Annotated in this window: 12 protein-coding genes and 1 pseudogene; 2 read left to right on the top strand and 11 right to left on the bottom strand. The window is 64.2% G+C overall.

The window, feature by feature from the left end; all coding sequences use genetic code 11:
- Nucleotides 1–35: 35 nt before the first annotated feature.
- From glmS to HTIA_RS04210, 11 genes and pseudogenes are all read right to left on the bottom strand, one after another.
- The gene (glmS, locus tag HTIA_RS04260; RefSeq protein WP_008525720.1) at nt 36–1,841 is read right to left on the bottom strand and encodes a glutamine--fructose-6-phosphate transaminase (isomerizing); all 1,806 of its coding nucleotides are present in this window, start codon (nt 1,839–1,841) and stop codon (nt 36–38) included.
- Entirely contained in the window at nt 1,841–3,034 is a 1,194-nt protein-coding gene (locus tag HTIA_RS04255; protein WP_008525719.1) for a sugar phosphate nucleotidyltransferase, read from the bottom strand. Before HTIA_RS04255 ends, glmS begins: the two co-directional genes overlap by 1 nt.
- A 97-nt stretch (nt 3,035–3,131) precedes the next feature.
- Nucleotides 3,132–3,995: a CheF family chemotaxis protein gene (locus HTIA_RS04250; protein ID WP_008525718.1), complete on the bottom strand. Its 864-nt coding sequence runs from the start codon at nt 3,993–3,995 to the stop codon at nt 3,132–3,134.
- A 172-nt stretch (nt 3,996–4,167) separates the two neighbouring features.
- Nucleotides 4,168–6,909 (bottom strand): BGTF surface domain-containing protein, encoded by a 2,742-nt coding sequence (locus tag HTIA_RS04245; protein ID WP_008525717.1) that lies wholly within the window; start codon nt 6,907–6,909, stop codon nt 4,168–4,170.
- A 21-nt stretch (nt 6,910–6,930) separates the two neighbouring features.
- Complete coding sequence (locus HTIA_RS04240; RefSeq protein WP_021029432.1) at nt 6,931–9,528, bottom strand: carboxypeptidase-like regulatory domain-containing protein; 2,598 nt, start codon at nt 9,526–9,528, stop codon at nt 6,931–6,933.
- 345 nt (nt 9,529–9,873) lie between these two features.
- Complete coding sequence (locus HTIA_RS15410; protein WP_008525714.1) at nt 9,874–12,597, bottom strand: S8 family serine peptidase; 2,724 nt, start codon at nt 12,595–12,597, stop codon at nt 9,874–9,876.
- A 195-nt stretch (nt 12,598–12,792) separates the two neighbouring features.
- Nucleotides 12,793–15,663: an endo-1,4-beta-xylanase gene (locus HTIA_RS04230; protein ID WP_008528547.1), complete on the bottom strand. Its 2,871-nt coding sequence runs from the start codon at nt 15,661–15,663 to the stop codon at nt 12,793–12,795.
- A gap of 386 nt (nt 15,664–16,049) precedes the next feature.
- Complete coding sequence (locus tag HTIA_RS17090) at nt 16,050–18,323, bottom strand: endo-1,4-beta-xylanase (protein ID WP_008528548.1); 2,274 nt, start codon at nt 18,321–18,323, stop codon at nt 16,050–16,052.
- Nucleotides 18,324–18,486: 163 nt separating this feature from the next.
- Nucleotides 18,487–19,341: a CheF family chemotaxis protein gene (locus tag HTIA_RS04220; RefSeq protein ID WP_008525703.1), complete on the bottom strand. Its 855-nt coding sequence runs from the start codon at nt 19,339–19,341 to the stop codon at nt 18,487–18,489.
- Nucleotides 19,342–19,712: 371 nt separating this feature from the next.
- A pseudogene (locus HTIA_RS17390) lies at nt 19,713–20,069 on the bottom strand (polysaccharide biosynthesis protein); the annotation flags it as partial.
- A 44-nt stretch (nt 20,070–20,113) separates the two neighbouring features.
- Entirely contained in the window at nt 20,114–20,926 is an 813-nt protein-coding gene (locus HTIA_RS04210; protein ID WP_008525701.1) for an undecaprenyl-diphosphate phosphatase, read from the bottom strand.
- A gap of 133 nt (nt 20,927–21,059) precedes the next feature.
- Between HTIA_RS04210 and HTIA_RS04205 the strand changes: the two genes are divergently transcribed.
- Both HTIA_RS04205 and rnhB read left to right on the top strand, forming a co-directional pair.
- Nucleotides 21,060–22,403 (top strand): tRNA pseudouridine(54/55) synthase Pus10, encoded by a 1,344-nt coding sequence (locus HTIA_RS04205; RefSeq protein WP_008525700.1) that lies wholly within the window; start codon nt 21,060–21,062, stop codon nt 22,401–22,403.
- A complete protein-coding gene (gene rnhB / locus HTIA_RS04200; RefSeq protein WP_008525699.1) occupies nt 22,400–23,170 on the top strand; it encodes a ribonuclease HII in 771 nt (256 codons plus the stop codon). The genes HTIA_RS04205 and rnhB overlap by 4 nt, the downstream gene beginning before the upstream one ends.
- The last annotated feature ends 119 nt before the right edge of the window (nt 23,171–23,289 follow it).

Here is a 23,289-nt window from a genome sequence, read left to right as displayed (position 1 = left end):
TGTAAAGTGGTTTCGCTTGGCCACCCGGCCGACGCTCACTCCACGGTCACGCTTTTCGCCAGGTTCCGGGGCTTGTCGATCGACCGCCCGAGTTTCGCGGCGGTGTGGTAGGCCGCGAGTTGCAACTGGACGTTGCTCAGCACCGCGGCCGTCCGGGGCGAACTTTCCGGGACCGTGAGGACGTGATCGGCGTAGCGTTCGACGTCGCTCTGGCCGTCGGTGACGGCGACGACCGGCGCGTCACGCGCCTCGACTTCCTTGACGTTGCCGATGGTCTTGCGGGCCTGTTCGCCGTCGCCGGTCACCAACGCGAAGACGGGGGTGTTCGCCGTCACGAGCGCGAGCGGGCCGTGTTTCAACTCGCCGGCGGCGAAGCCCTCGGCGTGTTTGTACGTGATCTCCTTCATCTTGAGTGCGCCCTCCAGGGCGACGGGGTACTGGAGCCCCCGGCCCAGGAAGAAGTAGGCGTCGCTGTCGAGGTATTCTTCGGCGACGGCCTCGGCCGACGAGTCGTCGAGGACTTCCTGGACGTCGGCGGGGAGATCCCTGAGTGCGGCAATCGACTCGCGGTCGTCCTTGGTCGGGACCATGCCGGTCGCCAGCAGGTTGAGCGCCGTCAACTGCGAGGCGAAGGTCTTGGTGGCGGCGACGCCGATCTCCGGGCCGGCCTTGATGTAGAAGACGTGATCGCACTCGCGGGCCGCCGTCGAGCCGACGACGTTGGTGACCGCGAGCGTCGTCGCGCCCTTCGAGCGGGCCGCCCGGAGCGCCGAGAGCGTATCGGCCGTCTCGCCGCTCTGGGTCACGCCGATCACGAGGTCGTCACCGACCGGCGGCGGCGCACTCGCGTACTCGTGGGCCAGGAACGCCTGGGCCGGGACGCCGGCCTCTCGAAACAGCGCTGCGCCGTACAGTGCCGCGTGATAGCTCGTCCCGCAAGCGACAAGCTGGACGCCACGGGGGTTGAGGTACGCCAGGTCGCCGATGTCGACCTCGCCGGCGAGTTCGTCGACCCGCTCGGAGAGTCCCTGGCGCAGTGACCGGGGCTGTTCGTTGATCTCCTTCTGCATGAAGTGGTCGTAGCCAGCCTTGCCCGTCTCCTCGGGGTCCCACTCGACGACGTCGACCGTCTTCTCGACTGGCTCGCCGTCGATGGTCGTGACCGTCCAGCCGTCGGGCGAGAGCCGGGCGAACTCGCCGTCCTCGAGGTAGACGACCCGGTCGGTGTACGCCCGAAACGCCGGGACGTCACTCGCGAGATAGTAGGCATCGGTCGGTCCCTCGCCGTCGCTCCCGAGTCCGAGCACGAGTGGCGAGTCGTGTCTGGCCGCAAAGACCGACTCCGTGCCGGCGATCACGACGGCGACGGCGAAGCTCCCCTCGAGCCGGGAAACAGCTTCGCGCACGGCGGTCTCGGGATCGGCTCCCGCCTCGAGGGCCTCCTCGATCAGGTGTGGGACGACTTCGGTGTCCGTCTCGCTCTTGAACTCGTGATCCGCTCCGAGTTCGTCTCTGAGTTCCTGATAGTTCTCGATGATGCCGTTGTGGACGACGGCGACGTCGCCGGTACAGTCGGTGTGGGGATGGGCATTCTCGTCGGTCGGCGGCCCGTGCGTGCTCCAGCGGGTGTGGCCGATGCCGAACTCTCCCGCCGGCCCCTCGGCGGCAACCGCCTCTCTGAGGTCGTCGATCGTCCCCGAGCGCTTGGTGACCTCGATGTCGCCGTCGGCCAGCGCGACGCCCGCCGAGTCGTACCCGCGGTACTCCAGGGTCGAGAGGCCGTCGACGAGGACGTCTGTCGTCTCTGTTCCTCGGCCCACACAGCCGATGATCCCACACATCAGCGCCGCACCTCCGCGCCTTCGGCCACGTAGCCGTCGACGGTGACCCCGGTCGCCAGGTGGGCGTTCGGCCCGACCAGTGTCCCCGGCGCGAAGCTGACGTCGCCGTCGGCCTCGACTCGGTCGGCCAGCAGTGCGCCCAGCGGTGCGTCCTCGAAGATCTCTGTCCCGACGCGAACGTCTCCCGGCCCGCCCGAGACGACCGCGTTCGGTCCGAGGGTGGCCGCCTGCCCGACGACGGCGTCGAGCAGCGTCGACCCGGGGCCGATTCGGCTGTCGTCGTCGACGACAGCCCTCGAGAGCGTCGCGTTCGCACCGACGGTCACGTTCCGGCCGAGTGCGACGTTCGGCCCGATCACTGCGCCAGCCCCGACCTCACAGTCCGGACCGACGACTGCCGGCGGCTGGATCGTCGCCGCGTCGTGGACGGACGCGCTCGCGTCGATCCAGACCTGCTCGCTCGATTCCGGAGGGTCGAGTCGGCCATCAGCGAGGACTTCTCGCGCCAGTTCGAGGAGGTCCCACGGATAGGTCGCGTCGACCCAGATTCCGTCGGTCTCGACTGCCCCGACGTAGCCGTCCTCGATCGCGTCCTCCAAAGCATCAGTCAGCGAGAGTTCGCCGTCCTCGCGTGGCGTCGCCTCGATCGCCTCGAAGATCGACGGCGCGAACGCGTAGACGCCCGCGTTGATGTAGCGATACTCGCCGGCGTCGGGCTTTTCGACCAGGTCCGTGACTGTTCCGTTTTCGAGGAGGACGGCCCCGTAGTCCGCGGGATCCGGCCCGTCGAGGACCGCGAGCGTCGCCTCGTCCTCGCTCGTCTCGAAGCGTTCGAGAACGTCCGCGACGATCGTCGGGTCGATCAGCGTATCGCCGTTGACGACGGCCAGTGGCCCTTCGACGACGTCGCGGGCCTCACGTAAGGCGTGGCCAGTGCCGAGTTGCTTCTCCTGGTGGACGTACGTGACAGGACGTCCCCGGTAGGTCGGGCCGACGTGATTCTGGACGCGATCGCGTTCGTAGCCGACGACGAGGACGAGTTCCTCGATCCCAGCCTCGACGAGCGCGTCGAGGACGTACTCCAGAATCGGCCGGTTGCCAGCCGGGAGCATCGGCTTGGGTCGGTTCCGGGTCAGCGGGCGGAGTCTCGTCCCTTCGCCGGCCGCGAGGACGACTGCCGTATGGCTGCTCATACTATGTCCAGGCGGGGATCGGGTTTGAAGCTAATGGGTTCTACAAAACGTGCGCTGGCGTCGTAGGTTCGGCCGGTCCTCCACGGGTCCGGGCTCGCTACTGCGATCCCATCTCCTCGCTGGCGACCTGTCGACCCCGGGACGTGATCTCGACCTCTGTCCGCTCGCGGATGGTCTCGATCACGTCGAGTTCGATCAACCGGTCGAAAATCTCCTCGATGTCCTCGACGTCTTCGTCGACGAACTCCGGTACGTCGAACGGCGAGACGCCCGAATGCAGCGCCATCACGATCTGCTGTTCGGTCGGTGAGAGGTCGAGGTTCGCGCGATTGCGCTCGACGCCCTCCTCGAAGATCGCCTCGAGAATCGTGATCTGCTGGCCCTCGCCCGTGAGGTGCGTCTCGACGCTCCGGTCCTCGCTATCAGTATGTTCGACCTCGAAGACTCGCCGTTCGGTCCCGTCGACGGTCCGGTCGTCGGTCTCGACGTCGCCGATGTCGTCCCGACCGATAGTGACGTACTGGCCGTCTTCGACGGCAAGTTTGACCGCCTCGTCGGTCAGCTTGATCTTCGCGCGCTGCCACTCCGCCCCCTGGACGACGCCGCCCTTCACGGCCGGGTGTTTCACGTAGACGATGGTGTTGTCGAGAAACGCCCGGTAGAGGTCCGTCTCGAAGGCGTCCTGTTCCGGGGCCCGCAAGAGCACGACGTCGTCCCCAATGTGAAGCGTGACGTAACTCGCCACGCCCGCGGCGTTCTGGTTGACGTCGTAGCGACCGCCGACGTTGTCGATTTCCGAGAGGGGAATGACCCGTTTCTCGTCGGCGACGAGGGCGACCCGCTCGGTGGTGAGGAGGATTCGACACTGCGTCCAATCGGCGTCCTGGACGTCTCTCCCCTCTGTGACTGCCTGGAGGTACTGCCCCCGGTCGTCCATCAACTTGCGTTCGCCCTCGCTCATCGTTCGTGGTCTCGCTATCCTGTGGCTACAGCGCCCGGGCGATTAGGCGTTTCGGCCGTCCGGCTTGGGTTCACGCACAGCCCTGTCGCTGTTCGAGGGTAGCGCGCTAAAAAATGAAAGCCGCGTGCGTCAGAACCGCTTTCGGCGGTCAGTCGTGGTTCGGATGGCGGCCTTACTGCTTGCGGCGGACGGCGAGCAGTGCGGCGCCCATCAGCGCGACCAGCGCGAGCACGGCGGTGAAGCCGGGTCCGCTAGTGGTCGTCGTCTGCTGTGCCTCTTCGAGCTGGCTCTGGAGGTCACTGATCGTGGACTTCTGCTCGTCGATCGTGGACTGCTGGTCCTCGATCGTCGAGTTCTTCTCGTCGAGCGTGCTCTGGAGGCTCTCGAGCTGACTCTCGAGATCAGCGTTATCCGCTTCCAGCGTGCGGACCGAGAGGTTCAGCGCTTCGATCTCGCTGTTGAGATCGGCGATCGTGGTGGTCGAGTTGAGCAGGTCGCTCTCAGCCTGTGCGAGCTGCTGGTTGAGATCCTCGATCGTGGCGTTCTTCTGGTCGAGGAGTTCCTGGCTTGCGCCGCCACTCTCGTTGAGCTGCGTGCGCAGCTCTTCGATCGTGGCGTTCTTCTGCTCGAGTTCGTCCATCGTCTCGCTCAGGAGCGTCTCGAGCTCGTTAACGCGTTGCTGGAGTTCTTCGGACGCACCGGAGGTCTCCCACTCGGCGGTGTCCGAGAAGACAGCGTCGACGGCGTCAGTGTTGCCAGCCCGCTTGAGCGAGAGGTCGAACTCTTCACCGACCTGACGGTCGGCGAAGTCGAACGTCGCTGTCCACGTGCCGTCTTCCATGACTTCGACGCTGGTGTCCTGGCGGAGGAAGTCACCGGACTTCAGTGCCTGGACAGTAATCTCGCTACCGGGTGCGAGATTGCTGGTACCGCGAACTTCGGTGTCGTCAGTAGCGAGCACCTGGTACGGTGCTTCGACGACGCCGAAGGAACTCGTCCGTTCGAGGAACGTGACGGTCGTGCTCACGGACTCAGTCTCACCGTCGGCGACGTACGGGTTGTTGGTGCCGTTGATTTCGAAGGTGACAGAGTACTCGTCACCGGCATCGACGTTGTCGAGCGCGTCCGTGTCGACCGTGACGAAGAAGCGGTTGTTGTCCGCGTCCTCGACGAGGTCGAACGCACTACCGCTGACGTCGAAGGTCGGGGCGTTCCCGTACTGGCCTTCGAAGTTCTCCTGCGAGAAGGTGATGCTCATCCCTTGCGCGTTGACGTCGTCGTTGAGGTAGGTGAAGACGCCGGACGCTTCGACTTCGAGCGCGAGGTGGTCACCGAAGGCGACCTCCGAGAGCTCGGAGCCGTTCGTGATGGCGTCGGCGCTACCGAAGTCAGCGCTGCTGGGTGCGACGATCGAACTGATTCCGGTCGTCGACCGTTCTTCGAGGGAGAGCGTGGCGACGTCCTGCTCCTCGCCGCCGGCCGTGACCGTCAGGTCGTACGAACCCGCAGCGAGACGGTAGTCACCGATGCTACTCTCGCTGTCGCTGTCGACGGTGACGGAGTCAGCGCCGTCTGCCGGGCTGTAGGCGTCACCGTGACCGCCAGCGAGGAACGTGTTCATCTGGACAGTGACCTGTCCGTCGTCAGCGTCCTCGCCGTCGTTACTGTCCGTGACGGTGAGTTCCGATTCGTATTCACCGGAACCATCCGTGATGTGGACGGTGGCCGATTCGGTGTTCTGGAGGTCGACGGTGAACTCCGCGTAGTCACCGCGCTCCTGACTGAAGACGGTATCTGCGAACGACGCAGAGACTTCGCCGGCTTCAGCGTATTCGATGTCGAATGTGTCCTCGGCGTTCGAGGTCAGCGATTCGACCGTGAAGTTGTACGTGCCGTAGTCGTAGCCGGAGAAGTCCACATCGAAGTCTTTCTCCGCGCTGTCGACCGTCAGCATGATCTTCTCGTCACCGTGGGCGGACGCCGCACCGCCGAAGACCTCGTTCAGTTCGTCCTGATCGAGGTCATCGGAGGCGATGGTGACGTTGAACGATCCACCGGCAAGGTCGATGTTGTCCGAGGAGATCGTCACGCCGTTGTCGCTCGGGGCCTCGTTGTCGTAGTAGACGTCCCCGTAGCTTTCCGCAGTGAGGTCCTGTTTGACGACTTCGAACTGGGACCCGTCAATCTCCGCACCACTCGATTGGAAGAAGTGGTATCGATCGACGCCTTCCGCGGCCAGTTCAGCCGTGTCGTCACCGCTGAACGTGGCCATACCGTTTTCGTCGACGGTCGCTGTCGCGGCGAGCGTATCGCCATCCTCACCGATTAGACCCTGACGGATCTGGAGGATGTCGCCGGACCCGACGGACGTGCCGCTCACGTCGACGGTCAGTTCCTCACCCTGGTAGATGGTGTCGACGTCCGAGGGTGCGGGTGCGCTCGGTTCGGCGGGCGGCTCCTCGCCGTTCCCTCCATCGGTCGGCACGGTAAGCGTGGTCGTGCCAGTGTCGGCGGCGTTGCCGTCAACCGATGCGGATCCTTCGATCGTGAAGGTGTCTCCAGCTTCAGCGTCGTCCGGGATCGTCACTTCGTAAGTGACACTCACTGAGTCTTCACCTTGGTAGGCGAGTGTTACTCCTTCATTGCCCGCTGCCTGCGCTGCGGGAATGGTCCCGTGCAGGTCTGTGAGGCTCACGTCCGCGAACGCGGGACTGAACTCTTCTGTAACGGATATGTTTCCGGTCTCTGTGGCTGTGACGTCAACCGTCACAGTAACTACGTCGCCCGGCTGAACCTCTGTGGTATCCACAGTACGGTCAGCCGAGTCGACGGTCTGTGCTGCTGCCGACATCGGCATGGCGAAGACCGACAACACCATCAGTGCTGTCAGTACGATCGCCTTGTGTGATTTCATATTCATTTTTTCACCCTATCGTTAGCTGTTGTTATACGCGGTAATCACATCGAGGACATCCTGGAACGATGCGTCATCGTTGTTGTAGTCGGTGATGACACCCAGGACATCCTGGAAGGTGACGTCTCCGCCACTACTACTCTCGACGGTCAGCGTTGCCGTCTGGCTGTTCGTGTCGGTGTACACGCCGTGCGTGTAGTTACCGGCAGCCAGAGCGGACGTGTCGATGCCACTGAAGGTGTACGTGTTCTCTCCAGGCTGGAGAGTGACGCTTTCCGTGATGGACACGACTTCGCTGCCGTTCGAGTCGGTCACGCGGAACTCGACGTCACGCGTGTCCTCGTCGGGGGCGTCGTTGTTGATCGTCGCCGTGACGTCGATAACATCGCCCTGTGTGACGGTCACGTTGGCAGGGTTGATGTCAACGACGGTGAAGCCTTTGGGGGCTTCCACACCGACGATCACGACGTCCGCGTTCGTCGTGCCGGCGGTGTTCTTGGTGATGTCGTTGAACCCGGTCTCGCCTTCGAATTCCGCGTCGATGCGGTAGTCGAAGCCAGTCTCGACTTCAGTGAACGAGTAGGACCCTTCCGGTCCAGTAGTCGTGTTCGCCACGATTTCCTCGTTCGCCGTGTCGGGTTCTTTGATCAGCGTAACGCTCGCACCGGGCAGGTTGTCTGCCGGTGAGTCGTCGTTGACAACGTCGCCGGTGATCTCACCGACGCCGTAGACTTCAACGCCAGTGCTGTCGTTGAATTCCTGGTCGTTCTCGTTCACGACGGACGCGTTGATCGTCACGTTGTCCGGGGACGGTGTTCGAGTGGTCTCGAACTGGACGTCGTCACCGTAGGTGACAACCTGATCGTTCGCATCAGCCGGGAGCAGGTTACCGGATGAGGTGTTAGTCGTGATGTTGAACACCACGTCGACCTCACTCGGGGTCACAAGGTCGCTTTCCGAGACCGGTTCGAACTCGCTGTCCGGGTCGGTGTCGGCTTTGACCAGGACCTCGTACTCGACGTCAGCGACATCCTGCGTCGGCATTCGGGCGATCGAGTCGCCATCCTGGGTCACGTCGACCGTGACGTCGTAGACCGGCGTGATCTCGACCGGCGAAACGGTGAAGTCCTTGCTCGTTGTGTTGTCCACGTCGCTTCCGGCAGGGTTCATCGAGACCTGCGCGTTGGTTGCGTAGTACTGGCTGACATTTCCGAAGCCAGTAACGTTACCGTCCGCAGCAGTCCCGTTGATACTGTTGTACCCGCTCGCAGCAACGTAGACGTTGAGCGCGTTGTTCGCACCAAGGCGGTTCTCGTTGATACCGCTGATCTGGTATTCACCGCTCGCTGCGGTCATCGTGGAGAGGTTCGTCTCCTCCTCAGCGAAGGCCTGTGTCTGGTTCACGCCGGGGTACGCAGCCCAGACGGTTGCGCCCTCGACGTCAGCGTTGGTGGCCCATTCTTGGACATCGCCGTAAAGGGCAAGGTTACCGTCCGCGGCCACGAACTGGGTAGTCACGGTCTCGGAGACCGATTCGTTCGACTGCGCAGTGAACGTGAACTCTGCAGCCTGGATTTCGGAGGACGTTGCGGTCACGGTGGCGTTACCGTCAGTGGTAGTAACTGTTGTATCACTGAGGGTAATCGCCCCCTCGTCGGGTGCGTCGACCGTAACCTCAACGTCGTCCTCGTACGGCGATCCGTCATCGTCGTCGAACAGTTCGATCTCGTATTCGACTTCCGTCGAGCCGTCAGCCTCAGCGCTATCGGTCGACGGGGTTACGTCGATCTCGCCAGCGTTGATGATCTGTTCGAGGACGAAATTCGCGGACGTCGTCTCGCCCGCAGTCACCTCACTGTCCTTCGGGGATGCAGAATTGTACCCTTCCAGATTAGCAGTCACTGTATAGTTCCCCTCAGGAACGCCAATCGTGTACTGGCCGTTATCGTTGGCGGTCGTTGTTTTGTAGATCCCGCTAGTGGTACTATCATCGCCTTCGACGATGACTTCTGCAGGGATGGGGTTGTTATTCTGGTCCGTGATAAGGCCCGAGAAGTACCCTATGTTGTCGTTGAGGATTGTCTGAGTACCGTCCGTATCGTACCAACCCGACGGGTTCGTCTTGACCGTCAGGTTCGCGTCGATGACGGAATTGTTGGCGGCATTCTGAGCTATCTGTGCCTTGACGATGAGGTCAGACACGTTCGTGACGTTTCCATCGACATCGGCGAAATCGACAAGCGTATCGTGGCTGTCGTAGATCTCCGAGTCGGTGACAACACCGTCAGTGGTGTTGAGGGAAACCGTCACCTCGTCGATCGCGCTGGCCGGAACGTTCCCTTCGTTGCCGCCCGTTGCGTTAACGGTGACGTTGTTGATGTCACCTTCCGAGCTGAAGGTTACGTTTGCGATTTCCGAGACGGCCTCGGTTGTTGTACTACCCGTATCTGTATAGTCGGTGCCGCCGACTGCTGGCAGGGTGGTTCCCCAATCTCCGCCGGAGTTCCCTGCCGCTGCCGCGCCCGCGAATGCCGCGGACATGGCGAAGACGGACAGCACCATGAGCGTGGCAAGGAATACGGCCCTTACCTTCTCCTGTGGTGTTGAATTTCCTGTCATGTGTTGATTGTTTCGTGGTCGCCGTTTATCGCACGATACGACCCGTAGTCGGTGTGGAGTGAATAGCGTCTATCCATGTTTTGGACCGTCAGGTCCCTCAGTCCCCGTCGCTCGGTCACGACGAGTCCGCGTACAGAGACTGGGTACTGACGGTTCACGTTCGTATCCATCTCCCGAATGTGGTAAATGCTTTCTGGTTCACCCCGGGTTTGACAACACGCTGCAAATCGATCCGTGGGCCTCGTAGTTCGTGATTTCGGCCGTTTGAGGGGGGCAGAATTTTCCCACTACCAGAAAGATTTTAAGTATCCCTTTGCCGGCTCGACCAAACCTCTCGCTGGATCGTCACGAACCGCTGTTGTACGCCCCGATGACGTCGAGCACGTCCTGGAACGTGACCGGGCTTCCACCGACCGTCTCACCCTCGTTGTACGCCCCGATCGCGTCCAGGACGTCCTGGAATCCGATCTCACCGGCCGGCTCGTTCTGATCGAAGCGATCGAGCCCCTCCGTGACGACGACGGTCGTGTTCGCCCAGTCGTCGATCTCCGTCCCGAGGACACCCTGTCCAGCGATCCGGTAGGTTCCGGGTGGTGTTGACTCCGGGACGTCGATCGTGAAGCTGTGGCCGACCGACTCCCCGGTGGCCGGGACCGGTGCCTGGAACCCGAGGAAGCGGGCCTTGGATCCGTTGACCGACAGCGGCCCGGTCGTCGAGGCGACGAATATCCCACCGGCGGAGGGCTTGGTAGTCCCGGTGTTTTCGAGCGTGTAGCTGACGTTCATCGATGAGCCGGGTGTCGTGGTGATCCGCTCGGGAGCGTGCAGTTCGACGTCGGTCTCCGTCACCGGGATCGTCGCGTTCACGCTCGTTCGCTCGCCCCCGAGCTGTCCGGTCGCGTTGACGTGGACGACCTCACCGTCGAAATCACGATCCACTGCCAGTGTGACGTTCGTGGTCCAGGACGCACCCGCTGCCAGTCCGTCCGATTTCCACCCGACTGACGGACTGACGTCCGTCCCGTTCTGCTCCGCGGCAACCACGAACGACGCGTCGCCGACAGCGCTGTCCCCGGCGTTCGTGAGCGTATACGGTATCGTCGCATTCTCTCCGGGGACGACGCGATCCGGAACGGAAGCCCGGAACCAGCGGTCCGCTATCGTCAGTGCCCCGGTCCGACTATCGTTTGCCGTCCCCACGCGATAGGCGTACTCTCCCTGCTCGAAGTCCGCTGTACTCACGTCAGCAAACGTCACCGTCCGGGTCTCTCCCGGCTCAAGACTTACGGTTCGGCTGCTGGTCTCCCGTCCATCGACTGTCAACGCGACCGACTGCGTCCCTTCCTGCTCGCCCGTGTTTTCGATCGTTGCGGAGACGTCGAACGATTCGCCACCTGCCAGTGAGATCGATTCCGGCGACAGCGCGGTCACGGTGAAGTTCGGCGGTGACCCCACACTGAGCGTCGCCGTCTGGCTATCGTTGGCGGTCTGTACGCCGTAGGCGTACGTCCCAGGGCCGAGGCCGCCGAAGACACCGGCGAAGGTGACGGTCGTCGTCTCCCCGGCCGAAAGCGTCGCCGTCGTCTCGTCCACGATCGACCCGTTGCGTGTGAGCGAGACCGTCTGTGATCCTGCCGCGTCGCCCACGTTCACGACCGTCGCGGAGACGTCGACCGTCTCGCCCGTCGTGACGGCTTTCTCACCCGGAGAGAGGTTCACCACCGAGAAGTTCGTCACGGATACCGAGTCGACGCCGACCGCGTCGTCGGCGAGGAGCAGTCCGTGGCCGCTCCGCAGGTCGATTCCGCTCGATTCGATGTCCAGCGTCGCGTTCTGGAGCCGGTTCCTGACGGCCATCTCCGAGAGATCACGGGTTCCGTCGGCGACATCCTGGGCGATGACGAGCGCCGCCACGCCCGAGACGTGCGGGGCTGCAAACGACGTGCCCGAGATCACTATCTCGCCGTCCGGCCAGGTCGTCCTGATCGCGTGACCAGGTGCTGCAAGTTCGACTTCGTTTCCTTCTGCACTCCAAGTGGTCGTTTGATCCGACTGGTTCGTCGCCGCGACTGCGATGGCTCCTGGGTATTTGGCCGGATACGTGACGTCGTTCGTGTCTGTCGCTCCGTCCCCGCCGTTGCCGGCCGAACTGACGACGACTGCGTGATCGCTTGCGTAGTCAATCACGTCCGCCAATCCGTCGTTCCCTACGGGACCACCCAGACTCATCGAGAGGACGTCCGCGTCGTCCGCGGTGGCGAGTTCGCCGTCCTCGCCGTCGATCGCGGCCTCGATCCCGGAGATCAGCCAACTCATACGCCCCCTCCCATTCTTGTTCACGACCTTCATCGCGTACAATTCGACGCCGGGTGCCACGCCGACGACGCCGTGATCGTCGTCAGCGGCTGCGATGACGCCCGCAGCCGCAGTCCCATGGCCGTTGTCGTCCATCGCTGTCGGGAGGCCGACTTCGTCGACACCGTCCGTGAAGTTCGCGCCCCACGAGACCGACGCATTGAGATCCGCGTGCGTGTAATCGATCCCCGTATCGAGGACGGCGACGGTGACGTTCGCCTTCGCGGCATCGTCGAGGACCCCGTTCGCTTCGGGCGCGTCGATGCGATCGACCCCCCACGGCGTGACCTGGCCGCCAGATTGTGATCGCAGGGTCGTCTCGCTGGCGACGGCGTCGTCCGGGTTCGACACCTTGCTGTCCTGATAGACAGCCTGGACGTCCGGTCGTCGCTCGATGGCCTCGATCGCCTCGGTGGGGACGTTCGCGTATAGCACCGGCATGAAATCGACGTCGTGCCCACCGGTGACGGATACGTCCCGGTCCGGGAACGTTGCCGCTTCACGCGCAGTCCCGTTCTCGAAGACTATCAGGACCGACACGCGCTCGGATTCGGGATCGACCGGCGTTGTTCCGTTCGTGGCTGGTGGGGAGGCCGCGGACACGTCGACCGTCCCACCGTGATCGACGTCACCCAGCTGGACGCCACCGACCGCGGGAATACCGATCCCGAGTGCGATGAAGACGACGAGAATTCCGATCAGACGCTTGCCCATGCAAGCGATATGCCGCTGACGGGAATAACCGTTCTGGCTAGCTTTCATTCCACCGTACGAGTCTTGATCGTCGGCCGGATGGTTTGCTCTGGGGCCCAACGAGCAGTTCGATTGGCCACGAGAAACCCACCTCGACCCCCGTACCAATCGCTGTTCGGACGGAAACGAGAGAACCGAAAAACGAGCGTCGAGGAGTTACCGGTAGAACTTCCGGAACAGCGCGAGCACGTCGCCGGCGTCGACGCTGCCGTCGCCGGTGAAGTCGTAGGCCTCAGCGTTGGCCTGGACCGTGTCACCGTTGCGGTTGTTCAACAGCGACCGGACGTCCGCGATGCTCCGCTTGCCGTCGCCGTCGACGTCCTCATAGAGCCCGTCGCCGTCGTGGTCCTGGGACGGTCCGTCCGCACCGGGGAGCGTGACCGGTTCGTCCTCACCGTCGCCGGTCTCGCCGAGCGTGACCGTCACGGCGTCGGTGTCGTCGTCGATCGAAACCGTAGTTTCGCCGGCCATCTCGCCGTCGGTCGCCGTGATCCGATACTCGCCTTTGAACCCGTCCGTCGAGAACATCCCGTCGGCGTCCGTGCTGCCCGACTTCTCTGTCCACCATTCGTCGAACAGCAGGTTCTGCCAGACGTCCAGTGCCGGTTTGGGGTTCCACTGGGAGTCGAAGAACGGTGCGTCGTCCCGCCAGTGGAGGGAGTCCTGGAAGCCCCACACCATGAACGTCTCCGCGTTCGGATGGCTGAAGGTTATCTTCAGGAACTGCTTGAAGAAGGTGGCCTTGTCGGCTTCCATCCAGGTGTCGTCGGACATGTCGAACTCGGTGATCCGGATGCCGGCACCGAGGCCGCTGTAGAACTCCAGGGCCTCCCAGATCTCGGACGGCGTGAGTGCCGACGATTGGCTGAAGTGTGATTGGAGGCCGATCCCGTCGAGATCGACGTCGTTCTCGATCAGGAACTCGGCCATTCGCTTGTGGTTGTCACGCGTCGACTGATACGGCCCCTCGATGGTGTTGTAGTCGTTGATCGCGACCCCGACATCGTCGGGGGCGACATCCTCGGCGTGGTTGTGCCACTCCGCGAGAACCGGTGCTTCGACGGCATTGATGTCGAGTTCCTCGTCGGGACCGACACCCCGGACTGCCTTGATGAATCCGGGCACGTGGGTCGTCTCGTTGTGGACTTCCCACTCGTCGATGACGCTACCGTAGTCCTTGAAGTCGGCGTAGTGGTTGATGATCTCCTCGATGTGAGACATCGTCCGATCGCGGACGTACTCCGGATCGAGTTCCGGGTTCTCGACCTCCGACCAGTCGACGCCCATCGCCGCGACGACGTCTTCGGGCACGGCGTAGGAGTCGACGGCCGCCCACAGACAGACGTGCCCGCGGATCGTCATATCCTGCTCGACGAGCCACTCGGTGGCCGCGTCGGCGATGTCCTGTGCCTCCTCGAAGAAGCGCCACTTGTGGTGGTTGCCCAGGACGGCGGTGTTGAAGTTCTCCGTGATGACTTCTCGGTATTGATCACCTGGCTCGGTGTTCGGAATCAGATGGTCGGCCGTGACCTCCGTGCCGAAGCTGAAGTCGTGTTCCTGCATTGCGACCTCGACATCGGCACCCTCGACCGCGCTGCCGTCGCCGTCGACGACTTCGACCGCGAAGTCGGTCTTGCGGTGCTCTTCGATCCGGGCATCCGCTTCGTCTTCCCATTCCTCGTTGATCTCTTGTTCCCAGGCAGGCAGGTCACCGACCGAGACGCCCTTGGCGAAGTCGATCACCGCCAGACCGCCGATGTCGACGGTCTGGGCCTGTGCGCCGAGCCAGATCTCGGTCCACCACTCGCCGGATGCGGCGGCGCTTCCGGCTTCGATCGGGAAGTAGAACCGCTTCCACTCGCTGGTAAGCGGCGGGCGCGGTTTGGTGACGTAGTTGGCCGACTCGTCGCCCGAGGAGGTCATCTTGTAGGTGATCGACGTTTCGCCTTCGGGAGCGCGCATGTACGCGACGCCGAGCAACACGTCGCCGCTTTCGAGTGCCCGATCGCCGTACGCTTTGAAGTTGACCTGCCAGTCCTCCTCGGCCTGTTCGGTCACTTCGATCCGGGCCGCCTCCGAGAACGGGACGTCGTCGCCGACGTCGAGTGATTCCCGATTGGCAAGGTCGGAGCTGCCACCGGCGACCTCGTAGGTGTCGAACGTCGCGGCTTCAGTCGTCCCGTACGCGAACTTGCCCGCGCCACCCAGGTTGAACCCTTTGAGGTCACTGACGAGTCCCGAGTAATACGGACCGTCGGTGTCCGTCCATATCTGATAGCCACTGCTCTCCTCGGGCGGCACTGCCTCCCCGCTCGGGAGGTTGCCGATCCCGACATCGGCGTCACTGTAATCGATTAGCGCCATCCCGCCGAATTCCATGGTCTGCTGGGCCATCCCGAGCCAGAACTCGACGTACGCGTCCCGGATCGAACCCGGACGGGATCCGACTTCGATCGGGAAGTAATATCTGGTCCATTCCTCGCCCGGTTGGACGGCCGCGTTGTCCGTGATGTAGTTCGCGTTCTGATAGCTCCAGTCGTCGCCCTCGGCGTCCTTGTACCGGTATTTGAAGTACGCCTCCGTCTGTGCGCCGTCGGTCTCACTGCGGAGGTACGCGACCCCGAGGAGGACGTCTCCCTCCTCGAAGGACTGCTCTTCGAGGAACCGCTGGTATGAGTACGTCCAGGAATCTGCTCCTTCTTCGTTTACCTCGATTTGGACGCCCTGTGTGATCGGGACGCTGTCGTTGTCGATCGAGATCTCCGAGAGATTCCCGCTGTCCCCCGACTGGAATTCGAAACTGTCGACCGTTGCTTGCTCGGTCGCCCCGAAGAGGAACGAGCCAGCCGGCAAGTTATACTGCTCCTGGAGTTCACTTTGCAGTGTCTGGTGATACTCGTCGAGGTGGTTGTCGGCTGCCACCGACCCAATCGTCCCCGACCCGACTGCAGTTGCCGCCCCCAGTGCCCCGACGGACTTCAGGAAGGTCCGCCTGTCGCCGTGAATGTGTAATCTATCGTCTGTCATCTGTGCGTAGCACGTGAACAGTTCGACATGATTTACCTTAGTGTTTTGGGTGAACGTTCAACCGGTCACAGGCCGTGGGACTGCTGTCCTGCAACTGGGCACCGCACGCATTACGTCAAATAAAAATATTATATGGGGAAATGACATTCGCCTCGCTGCTGGGTTTTCGCACCTTCCAGATCTTCGTGAGGTCGAGAATTCAGATCCCCGAACTGCGTGAGAGCTGCGGCGCTACTGGTGAACCGCCTCGGGGTCACGTGGTTCGAGACGCCGGAAGCGTCTCGTCATCTGCTCACGGCGCTTGCGCCGTTCGCAGGTTCGTGGGACTTCGTCCCACGCGCATCCGGAAATCGGATTTCCGTACGACCCCGAGGCACTCGCCTTGCTTATCTGTAGAGTTTCCGGAACAGCGCGAGCACGTCGCCGGCGTCGACGCTGCCGTCGCCGTCGAAGTCGTACGCACCGGCGTTGGCCTGGACCGTGTCACCGTTGCGGTTGTTCAACAGCGACCGGACGTCCGCGATGTTCCGCTTGCCGTCGCCGTTGACGTCCTCGAAGTGGCCGTCGCCGTCGAGGTCCTGGGGCGGTCCCTGACCGCCGGGTAACGTCCCTTCCGGCGTCTCCTCGCCGCCGTCCGCTCCATCGTCTTCGCCTTCTCCAGCGTCACTCTCGCTGAGCGTAACGGTTACGGCGTCGGTGTCGTCGCTGATCTGGACCTGCCGCTCGGTGCTCGCTTCGCCGTCGCTTGCGGTGATCTGGTAGGTACCCTTGAAGCCGGTCGTGGCGTAGACGCCGTCGGCGTCCGTACTGCTGGATTCTTCGGTCCACCATTCGTCGAAGACCAGGTCCATGAACTGCTGGCCGTTGGGACGCAACGTCCAGTCCTCGTCGTAGTAGGCACCGGTGGGTCGCCAGTGATCGCCGGCCCAGAAGCCCCAGGACATCACGCCCTCGACGGCCTCGTGGCTGAAGGACGCAATCAGGAAGTCGCGCGTGAGATCCTCCTGGAAGGCGACCTCCTCGTCGTTGCCCCGGTCGTTGATCTGGATGTCGAACTCGGTGATGAGGATCGGGAGGTCGTGTTCGGCGAACTGGTCGTAGGTTTCGAGGATCTCTGCCGGTGGCGTCACGTTGCCTTCGGGCAACTGGACGTGGCCCATGAACCCGACCCCGTCGATCGGCAGGTCGTTCTCGATCAACTGACCGACGAACTCGTCGTGTTGATCGCGGAAGAACCCGCCGGCGACGTTGCCCATCTCGTTGGTGTAGAGTTCGGCGTCGGTCGCCGCGTCGGCGGTCCCCCACCACTGCTCGACAGCCTCGAAGCCGATGGCGTCGTCGCTCCGGAAGTTCGGCTGCCAGATCGGGTGGTTGTGCATGTCCCACTCGGTGACGAGGTCACCGACGTCGGTGGCCTGGTTCTCGATCCGCTGGTCGACACGCTCGACGGTCTCGCTGGCCGACAGCGCGTCCGGGTTGTCGATGCCCATCCCGCCGCCGCCGTCCGTATTATATTCCTCCCAGAGGAGGTAGTGCCCGCGTGCGGGGATGTTCTTGTCGTCGAGCCACTCCAGTGTGTCTATCGCCCCCGCCTTGCTGTCGCCCCAGGCACCAGTGAAAGACGGATACTTCAGTCCGTTCTCGATGACCGCCTTGTTGAAGTGCTCGAGGAACACCTCGCGGTACCGCTGGTCGTCCTCGCTGTCACCCGTGATGTGCGTGACCGACACGGCACTCCCGAAGTCGAAGGCGTGATCCTGCATCGCGACCTCGACGTCGGCACCCTCGACGGCGTTGCCGGCCTCGTCGAGGACTTCGACCTCGAAGTCCGTCTTGCGGACCTCCTCGATCCGATCGCGGGCGTCTTCACGCCACTGTGCACCCTCCTCTCGCCCCTCGTAATTGACGAGTGGATTCGTGGGGCTGTCCCCTTCTTGAGCTCCTGCCGGGCCGGCCGGGAGGTCACCGACGGCGACGTCGGCGTCGCCGTAATCGAGTAGCGCGACGCCGCCCATCTCGACGGTCTGCTCGGCGTAGCCCGTCCAGAACTCTAGATACGGCGTGTGCTCCGAGCCGTCGGGTTTCTCGGCGACTTCGATCGGGAAGTAATACCGGGTCCACTCCGCACTAGGTGTGACCGAGGCCGACTCCTGAACCGTGTTGGAACTGTAACTCGTCTCTCCGTTGGGGTCCGTATATTGGTATTTGAACCCAGCCTGGATCTGGGCCTCCTCGGTGTCGCTGCGGACGTACGCGACCGCGAGCAGCGGATCGCCCGCGCTAAACGACGTGTCCGAAATGAATCCTTGATACGTGTAGTCGTAGGCGTTCGAGGGCTCCTCGTTCACCGTGAGCGTGACGCCCTGCGTGATCGGCACGTCGGCGTCCACCTCGAAGGTCGAAGACGTGCCTGCCCCCGCGTCCTCGAAGGTGAACGCGTCGAGGGCTGCCTGCTCGCTCGTCCCGTAGACGAACGAACCGGCAGGGAGGCCCCGAGCCGACTCGAGGTCGGCGAGCAACGTCTGTCGGTACTCGCCGACGTGGTCGTCGGCGGCGGCCGGACCGAGCGCCGCCGTCCCACTCCCCGCCGCAACCCCCGTCGCGCCGAGCCATTTCAGAAACGTGCGTCGATTGCCACTGAGCCGTGAGTCGTCTGTCATCTCCGTGCCTCGGTTTCACTCACCGATAGTTAAACGTTATCAACAATGCTCACTGACTCTCTTCGCTGACACGACCGCCCCAACGACTGGGCGGATCGAGGCTACTGTCGCCACAGAAGACATCTGCCCTGCCGAGATACTGCTCGCCTCTCGCCTCGCCTGGTCACTGCTCGCTCATCGCCTCGCTGGCCATGTTCCGGCCCTGCGCGTTGAGCGAGACTTCCGTGCGGGTTCGAACCTCGTCGACCGCACCGACCTCGAGGAGTTTCTGATAGATCTCCTCGACTTCGTCGACGCTGAGGCCGACGAAGTCAGCCATCTCGAAGGGTGAGACGCCTGAATAAAGCGCCATCAGTACCTGGCTCTCGGTCTCGGTGAGTTCGTAGTCCTCCTCGCGCTCGGCGACACGCTCCTCGAAAAGGGCCCGGAGGACCGACGTGTGTCGCTGTGTCCCCGAGAGGTGGGTCTCGACGCTGCGGCCCTCGTCGTCGGTGTGTTCGATCTCGACGACGTCACGAGTCTCGCCCATGACCGACCGCGTCGCCGTCTCGACGGTCCCGACGTCGGCGAAGTCACTGCTGACGCGGTCGCCGCCGGGAAACACCAGCGAAAACCCGTCTTCGGTCGCCGAGAACTTCGCTTTCTCCCAGGCTGCGTCGTCCTGGACGACCCCCCCGACGACCGCCGGATGGGTGACCAGGACGACCTCGCCGGCGAGGTTGGCCCGACAGTACGTGTCCGGAAAGTCCGCCGTCCCCGTCGATACCTCGATCACGGTTGAGCCGACTGCCAGCGCGAGCGCGTCGGTGGCGATTTCGACCCCGTCGACGTCGTCTGGGATCGTCACGCGCCCGTGTGGAATCGTCCGGTTCGACCCGTTGCCGGCCAGGACGAGCCGTTTGTCCGTCAGGACGATCCGGGAGGAACTCCACGCGGGATCGGCGACCGGGTCGCCGTCCTGGCGGACCGTCCGGTAATCCCCGGCGACGTCCAGCAGTTTTTGTTCCTCTTCGCTCATGGGCCCGCGTGCGTACCCGTGAGTTAGCTACTCAGGGGCATATAAGTTCTCACCGCCGCCGATGTCGTCCGTCGTCGGTGGCGTCACCGCGAAAGTCGCTCTCCGAGGGCTTCGCGGTATCGGCCGGCGAGTTCGGACGCGACGAGTCGGTCTCGTGGGTCGACCCCCAGACCGGCCAGCGCTCCGACGTAGGCACCGATCCCGAGGAGGCTACCGAGCGCTGCCACGGCCAGTCCGTCGCCGAGCGTTCGGACGCCGACCATGACCGTCAGCGACACACCGCCAGCCACGAGCGGGGGAAGAAACGTGGCGTCGAAGGGCCACAACCCTTCGAAGCGCCTGAGCAACAGGACCTGGAGCCCGTTCTGGACGGCGATCGCCAGCCCGAAGCCCGCCGTCGTGGCGTAGGCCAGGCCCGTCACTCGCGACTGGGTGGCCGGCTGGTCAGCCGAGGACGGGAGGTACCGCTGTAGCGTGGGCACACTCCCGAAAGTGACCAGCCGCACGAGCAACCCCGCGATCCGCCACGCCAGCGCGTAGACGCCGTAGACGACAGGGTCGAGTCCGCGCGCGAGAACGAACTCCGTGCCCGTCGAGAGCGCCCGCTGGATCGAGACGCCGCCCGACGTGACGACCGCCCCGTGGACGATCGTCACCAGCGCCTCACGCTCGTCGTCGGGGATCTCGGGGTCAGATTCACTCACAACTCGATTCCAATTCTGGGGAATCCACTCCCGCAAGTAAACGATTCGAAACGCGTCTCACCTCGCGGCTACAGCAACCCGATCGCGAGTCCGCTGGCGACCGCCAGCAGCCCGAACGCCGTACAGACGGCCCAGAACGCGAGCCGGCGAACCAGCGCGACCAGCGTCCCGACGGTCAGGTATCCCACGATCGCGCTGACCGCGAGTGCGACGACCGCCGCGACTGGTTCGATCCCGGGCAGCCCGGTCTCGACGAGCACCAGCACGCCGGCCGCCAGGGCGGCGGGGATCGACAGCAGAAAGGACAGCCGGAGCGATCCCTCGCCGTCGTGGCCCCGGAGCAACAGCGCGCTCACGGTCGTCCCGGACCGGGAGACTCCCGGCAGAATGGCGAGGCCCTGGAGCGCGCCGACGAGGACGGCGTCGACGGCGTCGGGGTCATCGCGACGGCCGCCCGATCCCTCGGCGACGTACTGGATCAGTCCCGTCACGACCAGCAACGCACCGATGAGCGCGACGAACGCGCCGCCCGACAGTGCCGAGACGAGCTCTTCCAGACTGAGATAGGCGATCCCGCCTGCCGCGAACGAGGTCGCCATCGCGAGCACGACGAAGGAGAGGTCGGCACCGGCCGGCGCGAAGGCCGCCTCGGGTCGCCATTCGCGGACGTCGCCGAGGAGCGCCCGGATGTCCGCCCGGTAGTAGACTGTCGCCGCCATGGCCGTCCCGACGTGCAAGAACAGTGCGAACTGCGTCGCCTCCAGGGCGGTGTCGCCGACCGCCGTCCGGGCCAGCGCCAGCGCGCCCTCGCTCGACACCGGGAGCCACTCCAGGGCTCCCTGGAGCGCACCCAGCAGTGCCGCGAGTAGCGTTTCGTCCATGTCTGTTTCGCCGGACAGCCGACACAAAGTCCGTTCGGTTCGTGGCGTGGACGGTTCGGGATTGTCGAGCGGCCACGGCCGGGCCCGAGCGTGACTCGAAAGCGAATTACGCCCCTGCCGATACACTCCCCGTATGGATCTCCTCGAATTCGCCCGCGCGGCCCGCGCGACCGGTCCGGTCTGTGACCCGTGTCTCGGCCGGCCGGTCGCCGACCGGAGCTTCGGCCTCACGAACGCCGAGCGCGGCCGCGCGCTGCGGACGACGCTCGCCCTGGACGACGACGAACCGATTGACTCTCCCGACGAGTGCTGGGTGTGTGAGGGTGCCTGCGAGCGCTTCGACGAATGGGCCGACCGCGCCGCCGACGCCGTCTCGGAGTACGACTTCGACACCTACCAGGTCGGGACGCGCGTCCCCGCGCTGGTCGAGGAGAACGAACGCCTGCTCCGGGAGGACGCCGGCCTCGACGCCGACGCGGGCGAACCGCTCAAGGGGGAGTTCAACCGCGAGGTCGGCAAGCGTCTGGGCGGGCAGATCGACGCCGAGGTCGACTTCGAGCGGCCGGACGTCCAACTCCTGCTCGACCTCGAAGCCGACACCGTCGAGGTGCAGGTCAACTCCGCGTTCGTCTACGGTCGCTACCGAAAGATCAAACGCGACATCCCACAGACGGAGTGGCCCTGCAACGACTGCAACGCCACCGGTACCGTCGACGGCGACCCCTGTGACGGCTGTGACGGGACGGGCTATCGCTACGACGAGAGCGTCGAGGAACTCACCGCGCCGGTCGTCCGCGAGGCGATGGACGGCTCCAGGGCTGTCTTCCACGGGGCGGGCCGCGAGGACGTCGACGCGCGGATGCTCGGCACCGGTCGCCCGTTCGTGATCGAGGTCAAGGAACCCCGAACCCGCGACGTAGATGTCGAGGATCTTCAGGACGACATCAACGACTTCGCCGACGGGAAGGTCGAGGTCGAGGAGCTCGCGCTCGCGACTCACGATATGGTCGAGCGCGTCAAGGAACACGACGCGAGCAAGACCTACCGGATGACCGTCGCGTTCGATGAGCCTGTCGACGCGGCGGACTTCCACGCGGCCCTCGAGTCCCTCGAAGGGGAGACGATCGAGCAACGGACGCCCAACCGCGTCGCCCATCGCCGCGGCGACATCGTCCGGACGCGCACAGTCTACGACATCGACGGCGCGCTCGACCCGGACGGCGACGGGATGGACGTGCCTGTCGGAGAGAGGGCCGACGACAACGCCGGCCCAGCCACGGCCCGCCACGCCACGATCGAGGTCCACGGCGAGGGCGGGCTCTACGTGAAGGAACTCGTCTCCGGCGACGAGGGTCGGACGGAGCCGAGCCTCGCCGGCCTGCTCGACGTTCCTGCCGAGGTGACGGCGCTCGACGTCCTCCGCGTCGAGGGCGAGGACGAACCGTTCGCTCATGAAGAGTTCTTCCGCGAGGAATGACGGGGAGTGGCGACGGCGACGCGGGCGGGGACGATGCAGCCGGCGGAGACCAGCAAGCGGTCGCCGGCGACGAACGACCGCCCGGCGAGCGGACGCGTCTCGACGACTGGACCGACGACGGGGGCGGTCTCCGGGCTGGCGTCGACGAGGCCGGGAAAGGCCCGGTCCTGGGATCGATGTTCGCTGCCTGCATCGTCGCCGACCCCGCCGATCTGCCCGACGACGTCGACGACTCGAAGGACCTCGCCCCCGAGCGTCGCGAGGAACTCGCCGTCGTCATCCGCGATCGGGCGGACGCCGTCGCCGTCAGCGAAATTCCGGTCGCGCGGATCGACGACCCCGAGACCGATATGAACACGCTCACTGTCGCGGCCCACGCCGAGGCGCTCGAACCAGTCGCCAGCGACGGACTCGCGACCTACCTCGACGCCGGCGACACGAACGCCGTCCGCTTCGAGCGCCGCGTCGCCGACCGAGTCGAGGCCGACCTCGATCTCCGGGCCGAACACGGCGCTGACGCCGCCTATCCGATCGTCGGGGCGGCGAGCATCGTCGCCAAGGTCGAACGCGACGCCCACGTCGCGGCCCTCGCTGCCGAGTACGGCGACCTCGGCAGTGGCTACCCGGGCGATTCGACGACCCGTGCGTTTCTGGAGCGCTACATCGAGGAACACGGCGAACTCCCGGCGTGCGCCCGGGAATCCTGGCAGACGAGCCGCGACGTTCGCAACGCGGCCGGGCAAGCCGCCCTCGATGATTTTGATTGATATGATATGATATGAATCCCCGGATACCTTCTCCCACGGCGACAGTCGTAGACTTTTGCGCCGATATCCCTGTTTAGAATAGATTCTGACTTGGGAACCGCCATGATCTCGTGGGAAGA

This window comes from Halorhabdus tiamatea SARL4B (assembly GCF_000470655.1).
In the GTDB taxonomy this organism is placed as follows: domain Archaea; phylum Halobacteriota; class Halobacteria; order Halobacteriales; family Haloarculaceae; genus Halorhabdus; species Halorhabdus tiamatea.
This window is presented reverse-complemented; position numbering and strand designations above follow the sequence as displayed.

Excerpts from the sequence above, each read along its gene's own strand:
- HTIA_RS04210 (WP_008525701.1), bottom strand. The coding sequence starts at position 20,926 with ATGGACGAAACGCTACTCGCGGCACTGCTGGGTGCGCTCCAGGGAGCC.
- HTIA_RS04205 (WP_008525700.1), top strand. The coding sequence starts at position 21,060 with ATGGATCTCCTCGAATTCGCCCGCGCGGCCCGCGCGACCGGTCCGGTC.
- HTIA_RS15410 (WP_008525714.1), bottom strand. The coding sequence starts at position 12,597 with ATGGGCAAGCGTCTGATCGGAATTCTCGTCGTCTTCATCGCACTCGGG.
- HTIA_RS04245 (WP_008525717.1), bottom strand. The coding sequence starts at position 6,909 with ATGAAATCACACAAGGCGATCGTACTGACAGCACTGATGGTGTTGTCG.
- HTIA_RS04230 (WP_008528547.1), bottom strand. The coding sequence starts at position 15,663 with ATGACAGACGATAGATTACACATTCACGGCGACAGGCGGACCTTCCTG.
- HTIA_RS04240 (WP_021029432.1), bottom strand. The coding sequence starts at position 9,528 with ATGACAGGAAATTCAACACCACAGGAGAAGGTAAGGGCCGTATTCCTT.
- glmS (WP_008525720.1), bottom strand. The coding sequence starts at position 1,841 with ATGTGTGGGATCATCGGCTGTGTGGGCCGAGGAACAGAGACGACAGAC.
- HTIA_RS04250 (WP_008525718.1), bottom strand. The coding sequence starts at position 3,995 with ATGAGCGAGGGCGAACGCAAGTTGATGGACGACCGGGGGCAGTACCTC.
- HTIA_RS04220 (WP_008525703.1), bottom strand. The coding sequence starts at position 19,341 with ATGAGCGAAGAGGAACAAAAACTGCTGGACGTCGCCGGGGATTACCGG.
- rnhB (WP_008525699.1), top strand. The coding sequence starts at position 22,400 with ATGACGGGGAGTGGCGACGGCGACGCGGGCGGGGACGATGCAGCCGGC.
- HTIA_RS17090 (WP_008528548.1), bottom strand. The coding sequence starts at position 18,323 with ATGACAGACGACTCACGGCTCAGTGGCAATCGACGCACGTTTCTGAAA.
- HTIA_RS04255 (WP_008525719.1), bottom strand. The coding sequence starts at position 3,034 with ATGAGCAGCCATACGGCAGTCGTCCTCGCGGCCGGCGAAGGGACGAGA.